The following is a 17,182-nucleotide window of genomic DNA, read 5'->3' as shown; positions in this document are numbered from 1 at the left end:
TGTCAGGCCGAAAGGAAGGCCTTGCTGATCAGGTTGCGCTGCACTTCATTGACGCCGCCGTAGATCGACAGCTTGCGCGCATCGAGGTAGTTGGCCGCCAGCGCGGCGAGCTCCGGCGGACTGGCTGCGTCAGCGCCATCGCCGCCATCACCGCCCTCGCCCAGCAGCGCGCCTTCGTCGAACGGCACCGCATGCGGGCCGGCGATCTCCACCAGCAGCTCATAGATGGCCTGGCGCAATTCGGTGCCGCGCACCTTCAGCATCGAGGCCTCGACGGCCGGCACGCGGCTTTGCTGGTTCGGGCTCAGCAGGCGCAGCGCGGTGAATTCCAGCGCCAGCAGCTCGATCTCGAACTGCGCGAGGCGCGCTTGCAGCACCGCGTCGTGCTCAAGTCCCTGCTGCACGGCCAGCGTGCGTGCCCGCTCAAGCTGCTGCTTGCACGACCCGATGCCGGCGATGCCGGTGCGCTCATGGCCGAGCAGGTACTTGCCGTAGGACCAGCCCTTGTGCAACTCGCCGACCAGGTTCCCGACCGGCACGCGCACGTTGTCCAGGTAGCACTCGTTCAGGTCGGTGCCGCCTTCGAGCATGCGGATCGGGCGCACATCCACGCCGGGCGATTTCATGTCGATCAGCAGGAAGGAGATGCCCTCCTGCGGCTTGGCGGCATCCGGATCGGTGCGCACCAGCGCGAACATCATCGAGCACCAGTGCGCGTAGGAGGTCCACACCTTGTGACCGTTCACGACGAAATGCTTGCCGTCGGGCTCCAGCACGGCGGTCGTGCGCACCGCGGCCAGGTCCGAACCGGCGCCCGGCTCGGAAAACCCCTGCGCCCACCAGGTGTTGCTTTGCCGGATGTCAGGCAGGTACCTGGCCTTTTGCTCGGGCGTGCCGAAGGCAATCAGCACCGGTCCCAGCATCTGGATACCGCTGGCGATGATGCGCGGCGCGCCGCCGAGCATGGTCTCTTCATCGAAGAGATAGCGCTGCACGTGGGTCCAGCCCGGGCCGCCGTGCTCGACCGGCCAGCCCGGCGTCAGCCAGCCGCGCGCTTCCAGGATGCGGAACCAGGTCACGTAGTCGGCATGTTCGAGCCGCAGGCCGAGTTCGACCTTGCGCTTGATGCCGGCAGGCAGGTGCTCCTTCACGAAGGCGCGCACTTCCTGGCGAAAGGCCTCTTCTGCGGGGGAAAAAGTCAGTCTCATGGTGCTTGCCTCATGCCTGCGGCTTCAGGAGGACCGCCTGCGGCTGCAGGACGACCAGCGCATCCAGCGCCAGCACGCGATCGGGATAGGCCACCAGCGGATTGATGTCGATCTCCGCAATCTCGGGATTGGCCCGCATCTGCTCGCCGATCAGCGCAACCACCCTGGCAATGGCCGCGGTGTCGACCGCCTTCAGCCGGCCAAGTTCCTGCAGGATGTCGGCCTCCGCGAGGTCGGCCGGCAGCAGGCGCACGTCCTTCAGCGCCTCGATCCAGATCCCGCCCAGGCCCACCAGTACCACCGGCCCCCAGTCGGCATCGCGCCGCGCGCCGACCACCAGCTCGAGCCCGCGCGGGCCCATGGCCTCGACCAGCACGCCATCCAGGCGCAGGCCGGGACGGTGCTTGCCGATGTTTTCGTGCAGCTGCTGCCAGCCGGCACGCAAGGCCGCCTCGTCCGCCAGTCCGACGATCACGCCGCCGACGTCGCTCTTGTGCGGCAGCTCGCTGGCCTGCGCCTTGATCACCACCGGATAGCCGATGCGCGCGGCCACCGCGACGGCTTCATCGGCGCTGGCGGCGAGGCCACCCTGCGGCACCGGCAGTCCGGCGCCGGCCAGCCAGGCCTTGCCCTGGTACTCGGCAAACACACCCGACGGCGGCACTGGGCCGGGCAGCTGCAGCGCGCGTGGCGCACCCTGCGTGGCACGGTCCGCACGCTGCAGCGCCTCGCCGTAGGCGGCCACCCGCGCCAGCGCGCGCAGCGCGCGGTCTGGCGAACGGAAGAACGGCACGCCGCTGGCGCGGATCGCCTCCACGAAGAACGGTTCGATCGGTCCGCTGTCGCCGGTCACCACCAGCACCGCCGGCTTGTCCGCGCGGGCCAGCGCCGGCACGATGTGCTCGGCCTTGTCGCGCTGGGCCACCTGCGGGCCGGCCGGAATGCTCAGCACGATGCTGCCGACGTTGGGATCGGCCAGCATGGTAAGCAGGATGTCGCCGATCAGGCCGGGCTGGCGTACGCCGATGGTGGTGTAGTCCAGTGGATTCTCGGCGACGGCGTAGCCCGGCAGCATCCCGGTAAGGCGCTGCGTGGTCGGCGCGGTCAGCGCGGGCAGGTCCAGGCCGAGGCCGTCGCAGAAGTCGAGCGCGATGTTCTTCATCGCGCCCGATCCGGTCATAAAGGCCGGCCCGCCGCTGGGCGGGACCGGAAAACGCAGCAGGATCGCTGCCGTGTCGAACAGTTCGTCGAGCGAGTCGACCAGCACCACCGCCTCGCGCGCCAGCAGCACCGACGCCGTGGCGTGGTCGCCGGCCAGCGCGCCGGTATGCGACTGCGCCGCCTCGCGCGCCCGGGCGCTGCGGCCCGGCATCAGCATCACCACGGGCTTGCCGGCGGCGCGGGCTGCGCGCGCCAGTTGCAGGAACAGGCCCGGCCTGCGCACCTGCTCGGCGTAGACCGCGATGACGCGCGTCTGCGGATCGGCGATGTAATACGACAGCACATCCTCGATGCCGACCGACGCCTCGTTGCCCGTGGATACCGTGGCCGTCATCGGCAGCCCGCGGCCGATAAAGGCATCGCGCAGGTTGGCCGCCATGGCGCCGCTCTGCGCCACCACGCCGATGCCGGGCCGGCCGCCGCAGGGATACGGCTGCACCGGCTCGAAGGTGACCGGCACGCCGGCCTCGAAGTTGGTGAAGCCCATGCAGTTGGGGCCCAGCAGCACGACGCCGGCCGTACGCGCGGCGGCAGCCAGCTCCTCCTGCTTCGCGCGGCCTTCGTCGCCGGTCTCGGCATAGCCCGAGGCAAACAACACCGCCGCGCTGGCACGGCGGGCGGCCAGCGTGCGCACCGCATCCAGCACGCCGGCCTCGGGAATGGCCAGCACGGCCAGGTCGATGCCCTCCGGCAGTTCATCCACGGTCTTCACGCAGGCGCGGCCGTTGATCTCGGTGCTGCTGCGGCTGACCAGGTGGATGGCGCCGGCATAGCCGAAGCGCTCCAGGTTATCGAGCACGAAGCCGCCGAACGACCTCGGGTCCGCCGAGGCGCCGACGATGGCGATCGAACGCGGCTTCAGGATGCGATCCACCGGCACCAGCTCGGATGCAGGGACGGGAGTGGGACTGTTCATGGAATTGCAGCTTCCTGTTGGATGTTGCGGCCCGGGCCGTGCAGGCCCCACGCAGCCGTGGTTGGTTCGTGAATCAGGTTCGTTGAGTTCATTCTGGCATACCAGAATACCAATTTCAACACACCACATAAAATTCTTGGCATTCTTTGGTTGGTGTTTTCCCTAGGCGAAGATTGCCGGCCCGCGGACGGCGCGGCGCCGAAGACACAGCACGCCGGGCCTCTCCCGCAGCAACAGATTAGGACGCCTTTTCCGCGCCAGCAAAGGCATTGGCGGCGATGCCGCGCCGCCACGGCAGGTGGTGGAGGCGGCGCGGGCGCCCGCCGGCGGGCATGGCGCCAGGGCGTTGCCAGCGGCGTATCGGGCCCACCGAAGCAGAATGCCTGAAATCTTTATTTGCATACCACAAATCATGTGTTGTATATTTTTTCGCAACGAGACTTGCTTTGCGCCGACCGGCAGAAACACCAATGACTTCGCACGCACTCCACCCACACTTGCCCGCCCCGGCGGCAGGCCATGGCACCGCCGCCGCTGATGCGCCGGCGCGTGCCGGCCTGGCCAACGACATCCGGGCCACGCTCGAGGACGAAATCGAGAAGGGTGTGCTGCCGCCGGGCGCGCTGCTGGACGAGCGCGCACTGGCCGACCGCTTCGGCGTGTCGCGCACGCCGGTGCGCGAGGCGCTGCAGCAACTGGCCGCGCGCGAGCTGGTATGCATGTCGCCGCGCCAGGGCGCCACGGTGGCGCGGATGTCGATCGCCAAGGTGCGGGCGATGCTCGAATACGTGGGAGAACTGGAATCGCTGAGCGCCAGGCTGGCCGCGCGGCGCATCGACGGAACCGTGCAGGCGGCCCTCGACGAAGGCCTGCGCTGCTGCCAGGCGGCCGCCGACAGCGGCGACGCCGCCGGATACGCGGCCGCCAACGTGGTGTTCCACGAGGCCATCTATGCCGGCAGCCGCAATGACTACCTGGCCGACCACATCCGCCACGCGCGCCGGCGCCTGCAGCGCTATCGCACGCGCGACTTCATCAGCCCGGCGCAGATCGCCAGGTCGCTGCACGACCACCAGCAGATCGCCCGCGCCATCCAGGCCGGCGACGAGGCACAGGCCGGCAAGGCCATGCTGCTGCACGTGCCGGCCGGCACCACCGGCTTTTCCGAATTCCTGGCCACCGTTCCCCGCCATTTCTTCGACGGCGACCACGGCGCCGAAATCTCCTGACAGAGGACTCCATGACCCGTCCGCTCCGCTCACTCGATGTTCCCGGCCTCGCGCACAAGGCTCCGATCCCGGTCGGCGCGCGCGTTGGCAACCTGATCTGCACGTCGGCGATCGCCGGCAAGGACGCACGCAGCGGCGAGCTGCCGCCTGATGCCACCGCGCAGGCCGCGCTCGCCTTCCACAACCTGCAGTGCGTGCTCGATGCCGGCGGTGCCTCGCTTGGCGATGTGCTCAAGCTCACCGTGTACGTGAAGGACGACAGCGTGCGCGATGCCATCAACGGCGAATGGCTGCGCCGCTTCCCGGACCCGCGCGATCGCCCCGCGCGGCACATCGTCGTGCACGACCTCCAGCACGGCATGTTGCTGCAACTCGAATGCCTGGCCGTGGTGGCCAGCGATACCCAAGGCTGAAACCCATGATCATCGATTCCCACGCCCACATCGTCATGCCCCCCGAGAGCTTCCGCTACATGGCGGAACTGGTCGGCGGCCGCGCCAATCCCTCGACCACGCCGCGCATCCCAGATGAATCGGTGCGCAAGGTGGCCGAGGAACTGGTGCGCAGCATGGACAACGTCGGCACCGACGTGCAGTTCATTTCCCCGCGCCCCTACCTGCAGATGCACTCGGTCAAGCCCGGCCGCGTCACGGAACTGTGGTCGCGCCATTGCAACGACCTGATCGCGCGCTTTGTCGAGTTGTTCCCCGACCGCTTCCGTGGCGTGGCGGGCCTGCCCCAGTACATGGATGAATCGCCGGCGCTGCGCGCGGTGCCCGAGCTGGAACGCTGCGTCAAGGAACTGGGCTTTGTCGGCTGCCTGATCAATCCGGATCCCACCGAAGGCGAAGGCCCGACCCCGCCTGGGCTGGGTGACCCGTTCTGGTATCCGCTCTACGACGCCATGACGCGCCTGGACGTGCCGGGCCTGATCCACTCCGCGGGCAGCTGCAGCGCGCGCGAGTCGTACACGCTGAAGTTCATCAACGAGGAAAGCATCGCCATCGTCTCGCTGCTGGGCGCCAAGGTGTTCGACAAGTACCCGGACCTGAAGATCGTGGTGGCGCACGGCGGCGGCGCGATTCCCTACCAGATGGGCCGCTTCCGCGCGTGGAACGTGCGCAAGGGCGAAGCCACCAGCTTCGACGACCAGCTCAGGCACCTGTACTTCGACACCTGCAACTACTCGCGCGAGGCAATCGAGCTGCTGCTCAAGGTGGCCGGCACCGACAACGTGCTGTTCGGCACCGAGAAGCCCGGCACGGGCAGCGCGCGCGACCCGGTCTCGGGCCGCGATTTCGACGACATGAAGCCGGTGATCGAAAGCATCGACTGGCTGACCGAGGAACAGCGCCGCAACATCTTCGAGTGCAACTGCACCCGTCTCTACTCGCGCGCCTTCCGCAAGGACGAGGAGTGCTGACATGGCAATGACCCGCGAAGACAACGACCTGCTCACCCGCGTCGAAGGCGGCGCGCCGATGGGCGAAATGATCCGCCAGCACTACTGGCGGCCGGCGGTGCCGTCGGCCAGGCTGGTGGCGGACGGCGCGCCGGTGCGCGTGCGCCTGCTGGGCAGCAACTACGCGGCCTTCCGCGCGACCGACGGCAGCGTGGGCGTGGTCGACGAACTGTGCCCGCACCGCAAGACCTCGCTGCTGATGGGCCGCAACGAAGACAACGGCCTGCGCTGCATCTTCCACGGCTGGAAGCTCAACACCCGCGGCGAGGTGGTGGAGGCGCCCAACCACACCGGCGAGCAGGCGCAGTTCTGCAAGCATGTGCGCGTCAACCGCTATGCGGTGGAGGAGCGCGGCGGCATCGTCTGGGTGTGGCTGGGCAAGGGCGAGCAAGCACCGAAGTTCCCCGACCTGCCTTTCACCAGCCTGCCGGAAGACCAGCGCTCGGTCACCAGCCAGGAAGTGCCGACCAACTGGGTGCAGGGCGTGGAAGCCTCGATGGATTCCTCGCACGTCGGCGTGCTGCACGAGTCCACCACGCAGATCACCGCCGGCTCCGGCAACGAGCGCCTGCACATGACGCAGGCCCTGGCGCCACGGCTGGAGTTCGAAGACCGGCCCTACGGCTACCGTTACGCTGCCATCCGCCCCCTGGCCGACGACAAGGTCTATGCCCGCGTCAACAATTTCGTGATGCCGTGGTACGGCATCATTTGCGCCCCCGACGCCAAGGGCCCCGGCACGGTGTTCTTCTCGACGCCGGTCGACGACGTCACGCACCGCGCCTGGTTCGTCCATTTCAACCCGCACCGGCCGCTGGGCATGACGGTGATGTCGGCCACGCCGGACGTGTGGAACTTCCCGCCGCTGCCGCCGGGCGGCCCCGACAACAACTGGGGCCAGAACCGCGACCTGATGCGCCGCGGCCACGCCACCGGTTTTCCGCAGCACCTGGGGACCGAAGACTTCGCCATGTTCCTGGGGCAGGGCCCGATCGCCGACCGGACCACCGAACAGCTGTGCTCGGCCGACGGCGCCGTGCTGCGCGTGCGCCAGGCGCTGCTGAAGTCGGTGCGCGAGTTCATGGCCGGCAAGACCCCCACGCTGGCGGACAACCCCGAGCTCGACTACACGCAAGCGGTATCGGTCGGCGGGGTGCTGCCCGCCGGCACCGACTGGCGCGTGCTGACCCAGGCGCGCTGAAACGCACACGCCTACGACAAGCACTACGACAAAGAGAAACGGAGACAAGCATGACAAGCATGCGCCGACGCCGGCTGTTGCTGGCGGCCTGTGCCGCCATCGCCGCCCCGGCCGCCCCGGCCGCCCCCGCGGCGTACGCCGGCATGCAGGGCAAACCGGTGATCCGCATCCTGCTCGGGCTGCCGCCCGGCGGCGGCACCGACGCGATCGCCCGCTACTTCGCCGACCGGCTGCCCGCACTGCTGGACCAGCCGGTCATCATCGAAAGCCATGTCGGCGTGGGCGGCCGCATCGCGGCCGATGTGCTGATGGCGGCCAAACCCGATGGCCTGACCTATATGATCGCCCCCAACGCGACGCCGACCTTCCAGACCCTGGTGTTCGGCAAGCAGCTCAAATGGGACCTGTGGCGCGACTTCGCGCCGGTGGCCGGGCTGGTGTCGTACCCGCTGGGCATGGCCGTGCGCCCGGATACCGGCAAGAACGCGCAGGAGTTCATCCGCTGGGCCAAAAGCCATCCGGCGGAAGCCACCTTCGGCACGCCCGGACTGGGCGGGCAGAACCATTTCCTCGGCATGCAGTTCGCGCGGGCGGCCGGTATCGCGCTGACCGCGGCGCCCTACAAGGGCACCCCGCCGATGATCACCGACCTGGTGGGCGGCCATGTGCCGGCGGCCGTCACGCTGCTGGACGACATGATGAAGTACCACCGCAGCGGCAAGGTCCGCGTGATCGGCATCTTCAGTCCCAAACGCTCGCCGCTGGCCCCCGAGATCCCGACCATGGCCGAGCAAGGCGTGAACATGCCGTTCGCCGAAGGCTGGACCGCGATGTGGGCACCCGCCCGCACGCCGCCGGCCGAACTCGAGCGCATGCAGCAGGCCCTGCGCAAGATCCTGTCCGCACCCGAGACCGGGACCTTCCTGATGCAGCGCCTGTCGGTCGTGCCCGACTTCCTCGACGCCGCGGACATGGCCCGCCGCCAGCGCGCAGAGCTGGCGGCGTGGGAACCCATCATCAGGTCGTCCGGCTTCCGCCCGGAATGACAACGCCCCGGCAGGAAGAACCCCGCCCGACAGCAAGAACCGAAGGAAGCACCATGAGCATTTCCGAAACACTGCAGGTCAGGGTCAAGTCCATGGCCTGGGAGGCCGACGGCATTCTCAGCTACGAGTTGTGGCCCGAGCCGCCGCGCAAGACGCTGCCGCCGTTCTCGGCCGGCTCCCATATCGACGTGCACCTGCCCAACGGCCTGATCCGCAACTACTCGCTGCTCAACGCGCCGCACGAGCGGCACCGCTACGTGATCGGCGTAAACAAGGATCCGGACAGCCGCGGCGGCTCGCGCTACCTGCACGAGGTGCTGCGCCCGGGCGACACGCTGGCGATCAGCGCGCCACGCAACAACTTCCCGCTCGATGAGTCGGCCGCGCTGAGCGTGTTTATCGCGGGCGGCATCGGCATTACGCCGATCCTCGGCATGATCCGCCGCCTGCAGGCGCTCGGCCGGCACTGGCAGCTGCACTACGCGGCACGCACGCGCCGCAATGCCGGCTTCCTCGACGCTGTGCAGGCGCTGCGCGATGAAGCCAGCGCCGAAGTCCAGCTGTGCTTCGACCGCGAGCCCGGCGGACGCATGCTGGACATCGCCGGCATCGTCCGCGCGCTGCCGGCCAGCGCCCACGTCTACTGCTGCGGCCCGCTGCCGATGCTGGAGGCGTTCGAGCAGGCCACTGCCGGCCTGCCCCCCGGGCAGGTCCACCGCGAGTATTTCGCGGCGCGCGAGAGCGCCGCCACCGAGGGCGGCTTCACCGTCGAGCTGGCCCGCAGCGGCCGCAGCGTCGAAGTGCAGGCGGGCCAGACCATCCTGGACTGCCTGCTCGGCCAGGGGATCGAGCCGCCGTATTCGTGCCAGGAAGGCATCTGCGGCACCTGCGAGGTGCGCGTGCTCGACGGCGTGCCGGACCATCGCGACCTGGTGCTCAGCGAAGCGGACAAGGCCACGAACCAACGCATGATGATCTGCTGCTCCGGCGCCAGGAGCCGCAAGCTCGTGCTGGACCTGTGACTGCCCCACCCACCGATCGAATGAACGAACGAGCGATATCCGCTCCTGCCAACTGGAAACCCCATCATGAGCACTGAACTGGTTACCTATGAACTCGACGGACCGGTCGCGCTGATCGGCCTGAACCGCCCGGACAAGCGCAACGCCATCAACGAAGACGTGGTGTGGGCGCTGCGCGACGCCGTGGTGCGCGCCGGCGAAGAAGCCAGCGTCGGCGTGCTGTTCGGCCATGGCAGCAACTTCTGCGCGGGCCTGGACCTGAAGGAAGCGCTGGCGCGCGCTGCAGGCGCCGCGCCGCGGCCACGCAAGCGCCAGCGGCATTCCTGGCACACCGTGTTCGACATCATCGCGCGCGGTCCCATCCCCTTCGTCGCCGCGCTGCACGGCGCGGTGGTCGGCGGCGGACTGGAACTGGCCACCGCGGCGCATGTGCGCGTGGCGGACGAATCCGCCTTCTTCGGCCTGCCCGAAGGCCAGCGCGGCATCTTTGTCGGCGGCGGCGGCACGGTGCGCGTGCAGCGTGTGGTGGGCTACACCGTGATGGCCGACATGATGCTGACCGGCCGCCTGCTGTCGGCAGCCGAGGGCGAGCGCGAGCATATCGTGCGCTACGTCGTGCCGGCCGGGCAGGCGCTGGACAAGGCCCGCGAGCTGGCCGCGAAGATCGCCCGCAATACGCCCGACACCAACTGGCGCATCACCAATGTGCTGCCGCGCATCAACGACCTGTCGCATGACGACGGCCTGTTCATGGAGTACCTGAACTCGAACATGGAACGTTCCCCCGAAACCGCCGAGCGGCTGCGCGAATTCGTCGAAGGACGCGCCCAGCCGCTGGTCTCCCCGGCAGGCAAACAGGACTAAGGCCATGACAAACCCCACTTCTACCCTTGCCGGCAACGCCGTGAGCCAGCCGGAACGCGACGCCGCGCAGGCGCACATCCGCATGGCGCAGGCCGAAGCCGCCAGGATTCCCGACATTCCGGCGGAGTTGCCGCTGCGCCCGGTGGAACACGTGGCCGTGATCGGCGCCGGCACCATGGGCGGCGGCATCGCGATGGCGCTCGCCAATGCCGGCATCCCGGTGACCGTGATCGATGCCGAGGCGGCCGCGCTGGACCGTGGCCTGCAGCGCGTGCGCGACAACTATGCGGGCAGCGTGGCGCGCGGCCGGCTGCAGCAGGCGCAGATGGACGAGCGCCTGGCGCTGATCCGCGGCTCGGTCGATCTCGCCGACGTGGCGCAGGCCGACCTGATCGTGGAAGCCGTGTTCGAAGACATGGCGCTCAAGCAGGAGATCTTCCGCAAGCTCGATGCGCTGGCCCGGCCCGGCGCGATCCTGGCCACCAATACCTCGGGGCTGGATGTGGACGCCATCGCCGCGGTCACGCAGCGGCCGCAGGATGTGGTCGGCGCGCATTTCTTCAGTCCCGCCCATGTCATGCGGCTGCTTGAGGTCGTGCGCGCGGAGCGGACCGCGCCGGACGTGATCGCGACGCTGATGGACCTCGGACGGCGCCTGGGCAAGGTCTCGGTGCTCGCGCGCGTCTATCCGGGTTTCATCGGCAACGCGCTGTTCCGCAACTACACGCGCGAGGCGCATTTCCTGCTGGAGGAAGGCGCGCTGCCGCACGAGGTCGACCAGGCACTGACACGCTTCGGCTATGCGATGGGGATCTTCGCCGTGCACGACATGGCGGGCAACGACGTGGGTTACCAGACCCGCAAGGCACAGGTGGCGACGCGCCCCACCGACCGGCGCTGGAACGACCTCATCCTGAAGCTGACCGAGATGGGGCGCCTGGGCCAGAAGTCCGGTGCTGGCTGGTATCGCTACGAACAGGGCAGCCGCACGCCGCAGCGCGATCCGGTGGTCGAGCAGTTCATCGTCGACGAATCCGCCAGGCTGGGCATCGAGCGCCAGCCGGTCGACGAGGAAGAGATCCTCAAGCGCTGCCTGTACGGCATGATCAACGAAGGCGCGAAGCTGCTCGAACAGGGCATTGCGCTGCGCGCGAGCGATATCGACATCGTGTACGTGACCGGCTACGGCTTCCCGGCGCACCGCGGCGGACCGATGTATCTGGCGGACCAGCTGGGCCTGGCCAACGTCTGCGCGGACATCGAGCGTTTCCACGCCCGCCATGGCTACTGGTGGACCCCGTCCGCGCTGCTGCAGCGCCTGGCACGCGAAAGCCGCCGCTTCGCCGACCTCGAGCCTGGCATCGTGCCTGCCTGAGTTTTCCACCCCTCGCCACGCAAGAAAAGCAGTCGCCCGAAGGATCGGCAGCCCGGCCGGGCTGCGCCTCGGGCGCGGGTTCGTGCCGCCAGAACACTCCGTTTCCAGCCCTTTCGTTCACGCCGTTCACGCCATTCACGCCATTCGCGCCATTCGCGCAATGGCATCCCGATGCAGCGGCGGGATCAGCCGCGCAATCCGTTCATCCTGGAGGAGAAAATCAATGAAAAAACGCACCATCGGCATCGGTGCGCCCTGGCCGGCCTGGCCGGCACGGCGCAGGCTTCGGTCACGCTGTACGGCGTGGTAGATGCCAATATCGAGTACAGCAACAACAACCTGGCGACGGGGCAGCCGGACGGCAAGTCGAAGGTGGCGCTCAGTTCAGGCGGCCTGTCGCCGAGCCGATGGGGCCTGCGCGGGGTGGAAGACCTGGGCGGCGGCAAGCAGGCGATCTTCGCGCTGGAAAGCGGCTTCAGCGTCGACACCGGCATTTCCACGCAGGGCGGCCGGCTGTTCGGGCGCCAGGCCTGGGTCGGTCTGGCGGCGGGCCAGCACAAGCTGACCTTCGGCCGGCAATACTCGTCGCTGTTCCTGACCATGGCCAACTACTCGCCCACCGCGTACGCGACCCTGTACGAACCGGTGACCACCATCGCCGGCATGGGGCTGCGCCAGGACAACATGGTGAAGTACCAGGGCGACTTCGGCCCGCTGTCCACCCAACTGCACTGGAGCTTCGGGGAGCAGCCAGGCTCGATGACGGGTTCCGCCGGCTACGGTGCCGGCGTGGACTACCGCATCGGAGCGTTCGGCATCGCGGCGGCCTATGACAATGTGAACAGCCCGAAGGTGGCGGGCGACTACCAGCGGAACCAGAAGGCCGCGCTGGGCCTGCGCTACAAGATCACGCCGCAGTTGCTGGCCCAGGCCGCATACCGCTACGGCAAGAACGATGTCGCGACGCCAGGCGCCATCGGGCGCGACGACCTCTGGTGGTTCGCCCTCAACTACCAGGCCACCCCGGCGCTGCAGCTGACCGGCGCGGTCTACTACGACAAGCTCAGGTCGGTCTATGGCGCCGCGGGTAGCGCCCCGACCGATCCGGCCAACCCGTGGCAGGTCACGATGATCGCCGACTACAGCTTGTCCAAGCGCACCGATGTCTATCTCAGTGCAGCCTTCACCAGGAACGCGGCCCTCAACTTCGAGAACTTCAACGGGGCCACGGCGGCCTACCGGATCGCGCCCAACGAGGACAGCCAGTTTGGCGTCGCGGTCGGCATGCGGCACCGCTTCTGAGCGCCGGCGGGACGCGTCATTCAGGCCGTGCTGACGCGGCCTGGCGTGCGCCGGGCCCGCGGCCTGGCTTCGCCCTCTTCTTCCGTCCCGGTCCGCCGGGCCCGCTTGCCGGTGGCGGGCGCAAGGCCGGCGGCCGGTCCGCTGTCGGTTTCGAGGTAGCTCATCGGCAGCGTCGACAGGAACTCCGAGAACCCGGTGGTTCCCACCGGCGCATGCTCCAGCATCGCCGCATGCGCCGCGGCCTCGTCGCCACTCAGGATCGCATCGGCCAGGCGCTGGTGGTCCGCCAGCGCGCGCTGGCGCTGGCCCTGGGTCAGGAAGATCTTGGGCCGGTAGCGCTGCATCAGCCGGCGGATGCCCTGGATCTGCTCGACCAGGTATTCGTTGTGGCTGCCGGCATAGACCAGGTCGTGAAAGCCGGCATTGGCCTCGGCGAACTTCTTGCCATCCTCCTGGACGAACGCTTCGGCGCACTGCTGCATGCTGGCCTTGAGCCGGAGGCGCTGCTCGTCGTCCATGCGCCGCGCGGCGAGCTTGGCGGCAACCGCTTCCAGTTCACCAAGCAGTTCCAGCGTCTCCCGCAACTGAGTGATCGACATGCGCGAGACAAAGACCCCTACGCGCGGGGCGATGCGCACGAGATTCTGCACGGCCAGTTGCTGCAGCGCCTCCCGCACCGGCGTGCGCGATACGCCGAAGCGCTCTGCCAGGCTGCGCTCGTCCAGCGGCGTGCCGGGAGGCAATGCGCCGCTTTCGATCTCGGCCTCGATGGCCGCGCGGATCTCGGCGGCCATGCTTTGCTTCTGCGGTTGGGTCATGGCGGATCTTTGGTATGGGTGGCCCGGCAAGGGCCGGAAATTGCCTTGAAGTATACCAAATGGACCCGCTGGCATTCCAGCCGCGCCACGGCGCCAGGGGCCGTGCCGGCTTCCCATTCCCACTCCGTGCGCGCGGCGGCGGGACTCAGAAGTTCGTCTCGATCGCCATCCTGGCGCCGTCCGGCACCTGGTTCGGAATAACCCGGTGGGCAAGGATCGCATAGTCCCGGGCAGCCGCCACCGACGCGGGATTTACCAGCCGCTTCGGGCCGCCCAGCCAGGCGAAATGGTCCGTACCGTCGTCGCTGCTGAACCAGGCAAAGTCGCCGATGCGGTCCAGGCCGCGTTTCACCATCTTCAGCAGCGCCAGGGCTTCTTCGGAAACACCCAGGTGCCGTCCGGTGTCATGGATGACCGTGGCCAGGTTGCGAAGCTTGTTGGTCGGGGTCCCTTCCCCGTTCTCCTGGTCAGGCACCAGTTCGACAACCAGAATTCCCTTGTGCGCGGTGATGCGTGCTTGATGCATGGCTTCTCCCAACGGATGAATGTCCCCTGTCGGCCAGATGCAATCAACAAGCAAGTTTGCTGCCAGGCCTCGCGGGATGTGCAGCGTACCCGCCTCGCATGACAGTTCCGGGTGTGCGGCGCGGGAATCGACAACCGGCCGGCTCGCCGGCCCCCCTCGCTGGCGCGCGTGTGGCGGAACAGGCGCGGTGTTGGTACCGGCCGTGCACTTCCCCCAAATCGTTGGGCCGCGGGCAACTTTGCCTGCATTGACTCGCCGCCGTCGCCGGCACAAGACAGGCACGGAACTGGTGCACGCATTGGATACCGCGGCGTGCGGGGCCGCGTTCCCGGTGAAGCCTTTCAGCCGACCTGGTAGCGCCGGATCACCTCCGGATCGGGATCGATTCCCAGCCCCGGCCCGTCCGGCACCCGGATCATCCCGTCGCGCGGCAGCACCGCCTCGCCGAGCACCGTGGCCTCCATGTCAAAGTAGCGCCATTCGATCATGGCACGCGCATCGCCCAGCGCCGCCGTGGCATGGATGCTGGCCAGCAGCCCGGGGCCGTCGTAGAAGGTGTGGACCATCACCTGCGTGTTGTGTGCCTCGGCCAGCGCGAACACCTTGCGCAGCGGGCTGATGCCGCCCATCTTGGCCGGGCTGGGCTGGATCACGTCGACCGCGCCGGCGCCGAGCATCTGGTGGAAGTCCATCAGCGTCGAGGCGTTCTCACCTGCCGCAATGGGAATGCTGCATAGCCGGCGCAACGCGGCCAGGCCGGCGTAGTTCTCCGGCGGCCACAGCGGCTCCTCGAGCCAGCGCAGCGACAGCGGCGCCAGTGCGCGCGCCATGTCGATGGCCTCGGCCAGCGACCAGGGACAGTTCACATCCAGCGTGATTTCGATATCCGGCCCGGCTGCGTCTCGCGCGGCCCGTATGACGCCGAGCTCGACTTCGTGCAGCTTGACGCTGCGGTAGCCGTCGGCGATCGCGCGCTGCATGTTGGCCGCGATGGCCGCCCGGTCGGCGTAGCGGATCAGGCTGGCATACGCCGGCAGCTGCTCTCGCCGCGTTCCGCCCAGCAGCCGGTACAGCGGCAGGCCGGCGGCCTTGCCGCAGATATCCCACAGCGCGATATCAAGCGCCGACAGCCCATACAGCACGGCGCCGCTGCGCCCGAAGACATGGAAGCGGCGCTGCAGGTCCAGGCTGAGCGCCTCGGGCTGCGTGGCATCCATGCCGATGCACGCGGGCGCCAGCAGTTCGTCGAGCGCCGCCTTGACCATCGGGATGCCGATAAAGCCGAAGGTTTCGCCCCAGCCCACGATGCCGTCGTCGGTGGTCACCCGGACCAGCAGCGAATCCGCGGCCTGCAAACCCGCCCCGCCCCACACACCGGCGGCGGAAACCCCGCCGACCGTGAACGGCACGCGCAGCACGATGGTGTCGATCGACGCAATCTGCATGGCTCGCCTCCGGCGGCCGCTGCAGTCTCCGAGGGCCGGCTGGCTGCATGGCTGGGTTCACTATAGGCAAGCGCGCGTTATCCCGCCCGCACCGCAACGGAGGACACCGGCGCGTGCAGTCAGCCCTGGTCCCCGCCGCCGACCGGCAAGACCGTACCGGTGATGTATGAGGCTTCGTATCGGATGGTGCCGCCGACATTGTTGACGAGGATGTCCAATGCGAGGCAGGCCCACAAGGTCGATATCATTCGTGACGCCGTAGACCATGCGCACCGGATGCGCGCAAGGCGCCGGCGGCAATTCATACTCTTGAAGTATCAAATCAGACGACAACGGTCTTGGACAGCGGAAAAATAGCCATCCATACTCCGATGCAACATTCAACTGCATCAGGAAGGTATGAAAGTGGCAACACAATCCAGCCCCACGGCCATCGAGTCGATCGAGGCCATCCTGGTCGACCTGCCGACCATCCGCCCGCACCAGCTCGCCATGGCGACCATGCAGCGGCAGACCCTGGTGATCGTCCGCCTGCGCTGCGGCGACGGCGTGGAAGGCATCGGCGAGGCCACCACCATCGGTGGCCTGTCCTATGGCGATGAAAGCCCCGAGGGCATCAAGCTGACCATCGACACCTACCTGGCGCCGGCGTTGCTCGGGCAGGATGCCACCAACGTGCACGCGGCCATGGCACGGCTGAACAAGGTCGCGCGCGGCAACCGCTTCGCCAAGTCGGCGCTGGAAACGGCGCTGCTCGACGCGCAGGGCAAGCGCCTGGGCGTGCCGCTGTCGACGCTGCTGGGCGGCGCCGTGCGCGACACGCTGCCGGTGCTGTGGACGCTGGCCAGCGGCGATACCGCGCGCGACATCGACGAGGCCGAGCGCCTGCTGGCCGAGCGCCGCCACGACACCTTCAAGCTCAAGATTGGCCGCCGCGGCGTGCGCGAGGACGTGGCCCACGTGTCCGCGATCAAGCGCGCGCTGGGCGACCGTGCCCGCGTCACCGTCGACGTCAACCAGGCCTGGAACGAAGCGGAAGCCGCCACCGGCATTGCCATGCTCGAAGCCGCCGGCATCGACCTGATCGAGCAGCCCACGCCGCGCGAGCAGCGCACCGCGCTGGCGCGGCTGGCGGCGCGCTTTGTCGTGCCCATCATGGCCGACGAAGCCGTGTGCGGCCCCGAGGACGCGATGGAACTGGCCCGCCTCGGCGCCGCCGACGTGTTCGCGCTGAAGATCGCCAAGTCCGGCGGCATCTTCGGCATGCTGCGCACCGCCGCGGTCGGCGACGCGGCCGGCATCGCGCTGTATGGCGGCACCATGCTGGAAGGCAGCGTCGGCACCATCGCCGCCGCCCACGGCTTCGCCACGCTGCCGCAGCTGGCCTGGGGCACCGAACTGTTCGGGCCGCTGCTGCTGAAGGACGATATCGTGGTGGAGCGGCCGGTGTACCGTGACTTTGCGCTGCACCTGCCGCAAGGGCCGGGGCTGGGGATCGCGCTCGACGAAGACAAGCTGGCGCACTATCGACGCGACTGATTTTTCAC

Annotated in this window: 15 protein-coding genes; 10 read left to right on the top strand and 5 right to left on the bottom strand. The window is 68.4% G+C overall.

The window, feature by feature from the left end; all coding sequences use genetic code 11:
• Window positions 1-2: 2 nt before the first annotated feature.
• Entirely contained in the window at window positions 3-1,208 is a 1,206-nt protein-coding gene (locus K309_RS0122270) for an acyl-CoA dehydrogenase family protein (protein ID WP_029048480.1), read from the bottom strand.
• A 10-nt stretch (window positions 1,209-1,218) separates the two neighbouring features.
• Window positions 1,219-3,345, bottom strand: coding sequence for an acetate--CoA ligase family protein (locus tag K309_RS0122265; protein WP_029048479.1), 2,127 nt, complete (start codon window positions 3,343-3,345; stop codon window positions 1,219-1,221).
• 470 nt (window positions 3,346-3,815) lie between these two features.
• Between K309_RS0122265 and K309_RS0122255 the strand changes: the two genes are divergently transcribed.
• From K309_RS0122255 to K309_RS0122215, 9 genes are all read left to right on the top strand, one after another.
• Entirely contained in the window at window positions 3,816-4,574 is a 759-nt protein-coding gene (locus K309_RS0122255) for a GntR family transcriptional regulator (RefSeq protein WP_084402498.1), read from the top strand.
• Window positions 4,575-4,585: 11 nt separating this feature from the next.
• Window positions 4,586-4,987, top strand: coding sequence for a RidA family protein (locus K309_RS0122250; protein ID WP_029048477.1), 402 nt, complete (start codon window positions 4,586-4,588; stop codon window positions 4,985-4,987).
• 5 nt (window positions 4,988-4,992) lie between these two features.
• The gene (locus K309_RS0122245) at window positions 4,993-5,997 is read left to right on the top strand and encodes an amidohydrolase family protein (RefSeq protein WP_029048476.1); all 1,005 of its coding nucleotides are present in this window, start codon (window positions 4,993-4,995) and stop codon (window positions 5,995-5,997) included.
• A gap of 1 nt (window position 5,998) precedes the next feature.
• Window positions 5,999-7,237 (top strand): Rieske 2Fe-2S domain-containing protein, encoded by a 1,239-nt coding sequence (locus K309_RS0122240; protein ID WP_029048475.1) that lies wholly within the window; start codon window positions 5,999-6,001, stop codon window positions 7,235-7,237.
• 50 nt (window positions 7,238-7,287) lie between these two features.
• Window positions 7,288-8,283, top strand: a complete 996-nt coding sequence (locus K309_RS0122235; RefSeq protein WP_029048474.1) for a tripartite tricarboxylate transporter substrate-binding protein — start codon at window positions 7,288-7,290, stop codon at window positions 8,281-8,283.
• A 53-nt stretch (window positions 8,284-8,336) separates the two neighbouring features.
• On the top strand, window positions 8,337-9,305 hold the full coding sequence (locus K309_RS0122230; protein ID WP_029048473.1) for a PDR/VanB family oxidoreductase: 969 nt from the start codon (window positions 8,337-8,339) through the stop codon (window positions 9,303-9,305).
• Between the two features lie 66 nt (window positions 9,306-9,371).
• Window positions 9,372-10,169 (top strand): crotonase/enoyl-CoA hydratase family protein, encoded by a 798-nt coding sequence (locus K309_RS0122225; RefSeq protein ID WP_029048472.1) that lies wholly within the window; start codon window positions 9,372-9,374, stop codon window positions 10,167-10,169.
• Between the two features lie 4 nt (window positions 10,170-10,173).
• Window positions 10,174-11,544 (top strand): 3-hydroxyacyl-CoA dehydrogenase, encoded by a 1,371-nt coding sequence (locus K309_RS0122220; RefSeq protein WP_051320550.1) that lies wholly within the window; start codon window positions 10,174-10,176, stop codon window positions 11,542-11,544.
• A 171-nt stretch (window positions 11,545-11,715) separates the two neighbouring features.
• Window positions 11,716-12,846, top strand: a complete 1,131-nt coding sequence (locus K309_RS0122215; RefSeq protein ID WP_084402497.1) for a porin — start codon at window positions 11,716-11,718, stop codon at window positions 12,844-12,846.
• Between the two features lie 20 nt (window positions 12,847-12,866).
• Here K309_RS0122215 and K309_RS37060 read toward each other — a convergent pair whose 3' ends face one another.
• The 3 genes from K309_RS37060 to K309_RS0122200 form a co-directional block, all read right to left on the bottom strand.
• Window positions 12,867-13,664, bottom strand: a complete 798-nt coding sequence (locus K309_RS37060; protein ID WP_084402496.1) for a GntR family transcriptional regulator — start codon at window positions 13,662-13,664, stop codon at window positions 12,867-12,869.
• Window positions 13,665-13,809: 145 nt separating this feature from the next.
• A complete protein-coding gene (locus K309_RS0122205) occupies window positions 13,810-14,190 on the bottom strand; it encodes a hypothetical protein (RefSeq protein ID WP_029048469.1) in 381 nt (126 codons plus the stop codon).
• A 341-nt stretch (window positions 14,191-14,531) separates the two neighbouring features.
• Window positions 14,532-15,635 carry a mandelate racemase/muconate lactonizing enzyme family protein gene (locus K309_RS0122200; RefSeq protein ID WP_029048468.1) on the bottom strand — a complete coding sequence of 368 codons (1,104 nt, stop codon included), beginning with the start codon at window positions 15,633-15,635 and terminating at the stop codon, window positions 14,532-14,534.
• Window positions 15,636-16,034: 399 nt separating this feature from the next.
• Here K309_RS0122200 and K309_RS0122190 point away from each other — a divergent pair, with 399 nt between their 5' ends.
• On the top strand, window positions 16,035-17,174 hold the full coding sequence (locus K309_RS0122190) for a muconate/chloromuconate family cycloisomerase (protein WP_029048467.1): 1,140 nt from the start codon (window positions 16,035-16,037) through the stop codon (window positions 17,172-17,174).
• Window positions 17,175-17,182 lie beyond the last annotated feature (8 nt).

The organism is Cupriavidus phytohabitans (assembly GCF_000426345.1).
In the GTDB taxonomy this organism is placed as follows: Bacteria; Pseudomonadota; Gammaproteobacteria; order Burkholderiales; family Burkholderiaceae; genus Cupriavidus.
Note: the sequence above shows the minus strand (reverse complement) of the source record. Positions and strands in the feature narration are given on the sequence as shown.

What these genes read in the sequence shown, in the direction of transcription:
- K309_RS0122270 (WP_029048480.1), bottom strand. Translation starts at nt 1,208, where the DNA reads ATGAGACTGACTTTTTCCCCCGCAGAAGAGGCCTTTCGCCAGGAAGTG.
- K309_RS0122265 (WP_029048479.1), bottom strand. Translation starts at nt 3,345, where the DNA reads ATGAACAGTCCCACTCCCGTCCCTGCATCCGAGCTGGTGCCGGTGGAT.
- K309_RS0122255 (WP_084402498.1), top strand. Translation starts at nt 3,816, where the DNA reads ATGACTTCGCACGCACTCCACCCACACTTGCCCGCCCCGGCGGCAGGC.
- K309_RS0122250 (WP_029048477.1), top strand. Translation starts at nt 4,586, where the DNA reads ATGACCCGTCCGCTCCGCTCACTCGATGTTCCCGGCCTCGCGCACAAG.
- K309_RS0122245 (WP_029048476.1), top strand. Translation starts at nt 4,993, where the DNA reads ATGATCATCGATTCCCACGCCCACATCGTCATGCCCCCCGAGAGCTTC.
- K309_RS0122240 (WP_029048475.1), top strand. Translation starts at nt 5,999, where the DNA reads ATGGCAATGACCCGCGAAGACAACGACCTGCTCACCCGCGTCGAAGGC.
- K309_RS0122235 (WP_029048474.1), top strand. Translation starts at nt 7,288, where the DNA reads ATGACAAGCATGCGCCGACGCCGGCTGTTGCTGGCGGCCTGTGCCGCC.
- K309_RS0122230 (WP_029048473.1), top strand. Translation starts at nt 8,337, where the DNA reads ATGAGCATTTCCGAAACACTGCAGGTCAGGGTCAAGTCCATGGCCTGG.
- K309_RS0122225 (WP_029048472.1), top strand. Translation starts at nt 9,372, where the DNA reads ATGAGCACTGAACTGGTTACCTATGAACTCGACGGACCGGTCGCGCTG.
- K309_RS0122220 (WP_051320550.1), top strand. Translation starts at nt 10,174, where the DNA reads ATGACAAACCCCACTTCTACCCTTGCCGGCAACGCCGTGAGCCAGCCG.
- K309_RS0122215 (WP_084402497.1), top strand. Translation starts at nt 11,716, where the DNA reads ATGCAGCGGCGGGATCAGCCGCGCAATCCGTTCATCCTGGAGGAGAAA.
- K309_RS37060 (WP_084402496.1), bottom strand. Translation starts at nt 13,664, where the DNA reads ATGACCCAACCGCAGAAGCAAAGCATGGCCGCCGAGATCCGCGCGGCC.
- K309_RS0122205 (WP_029048469.1), bottom strand. Translation starts at nt 14,190, where the DNA reads ATGCATCAAGCACGCATCACCGCGCACAAGGGAATTCTGGTTGTCGAA.
- K309_RS0122200 (WP_029048468.1), bottom strand. Translation starts at nt 15,635, where the DNA reads ATGCAGATTGCGTCGATCGACACCATCGTGCTGCGCGTGCCGTTCACG.
- K309_RS0122190 (WP_029048467.1), top strand. Translation starts at nt 16,035, where the DNA reads ATGAAAGTGGCAACACAATCCAGCCCCACGGCCATCGAGTCGATCGAG.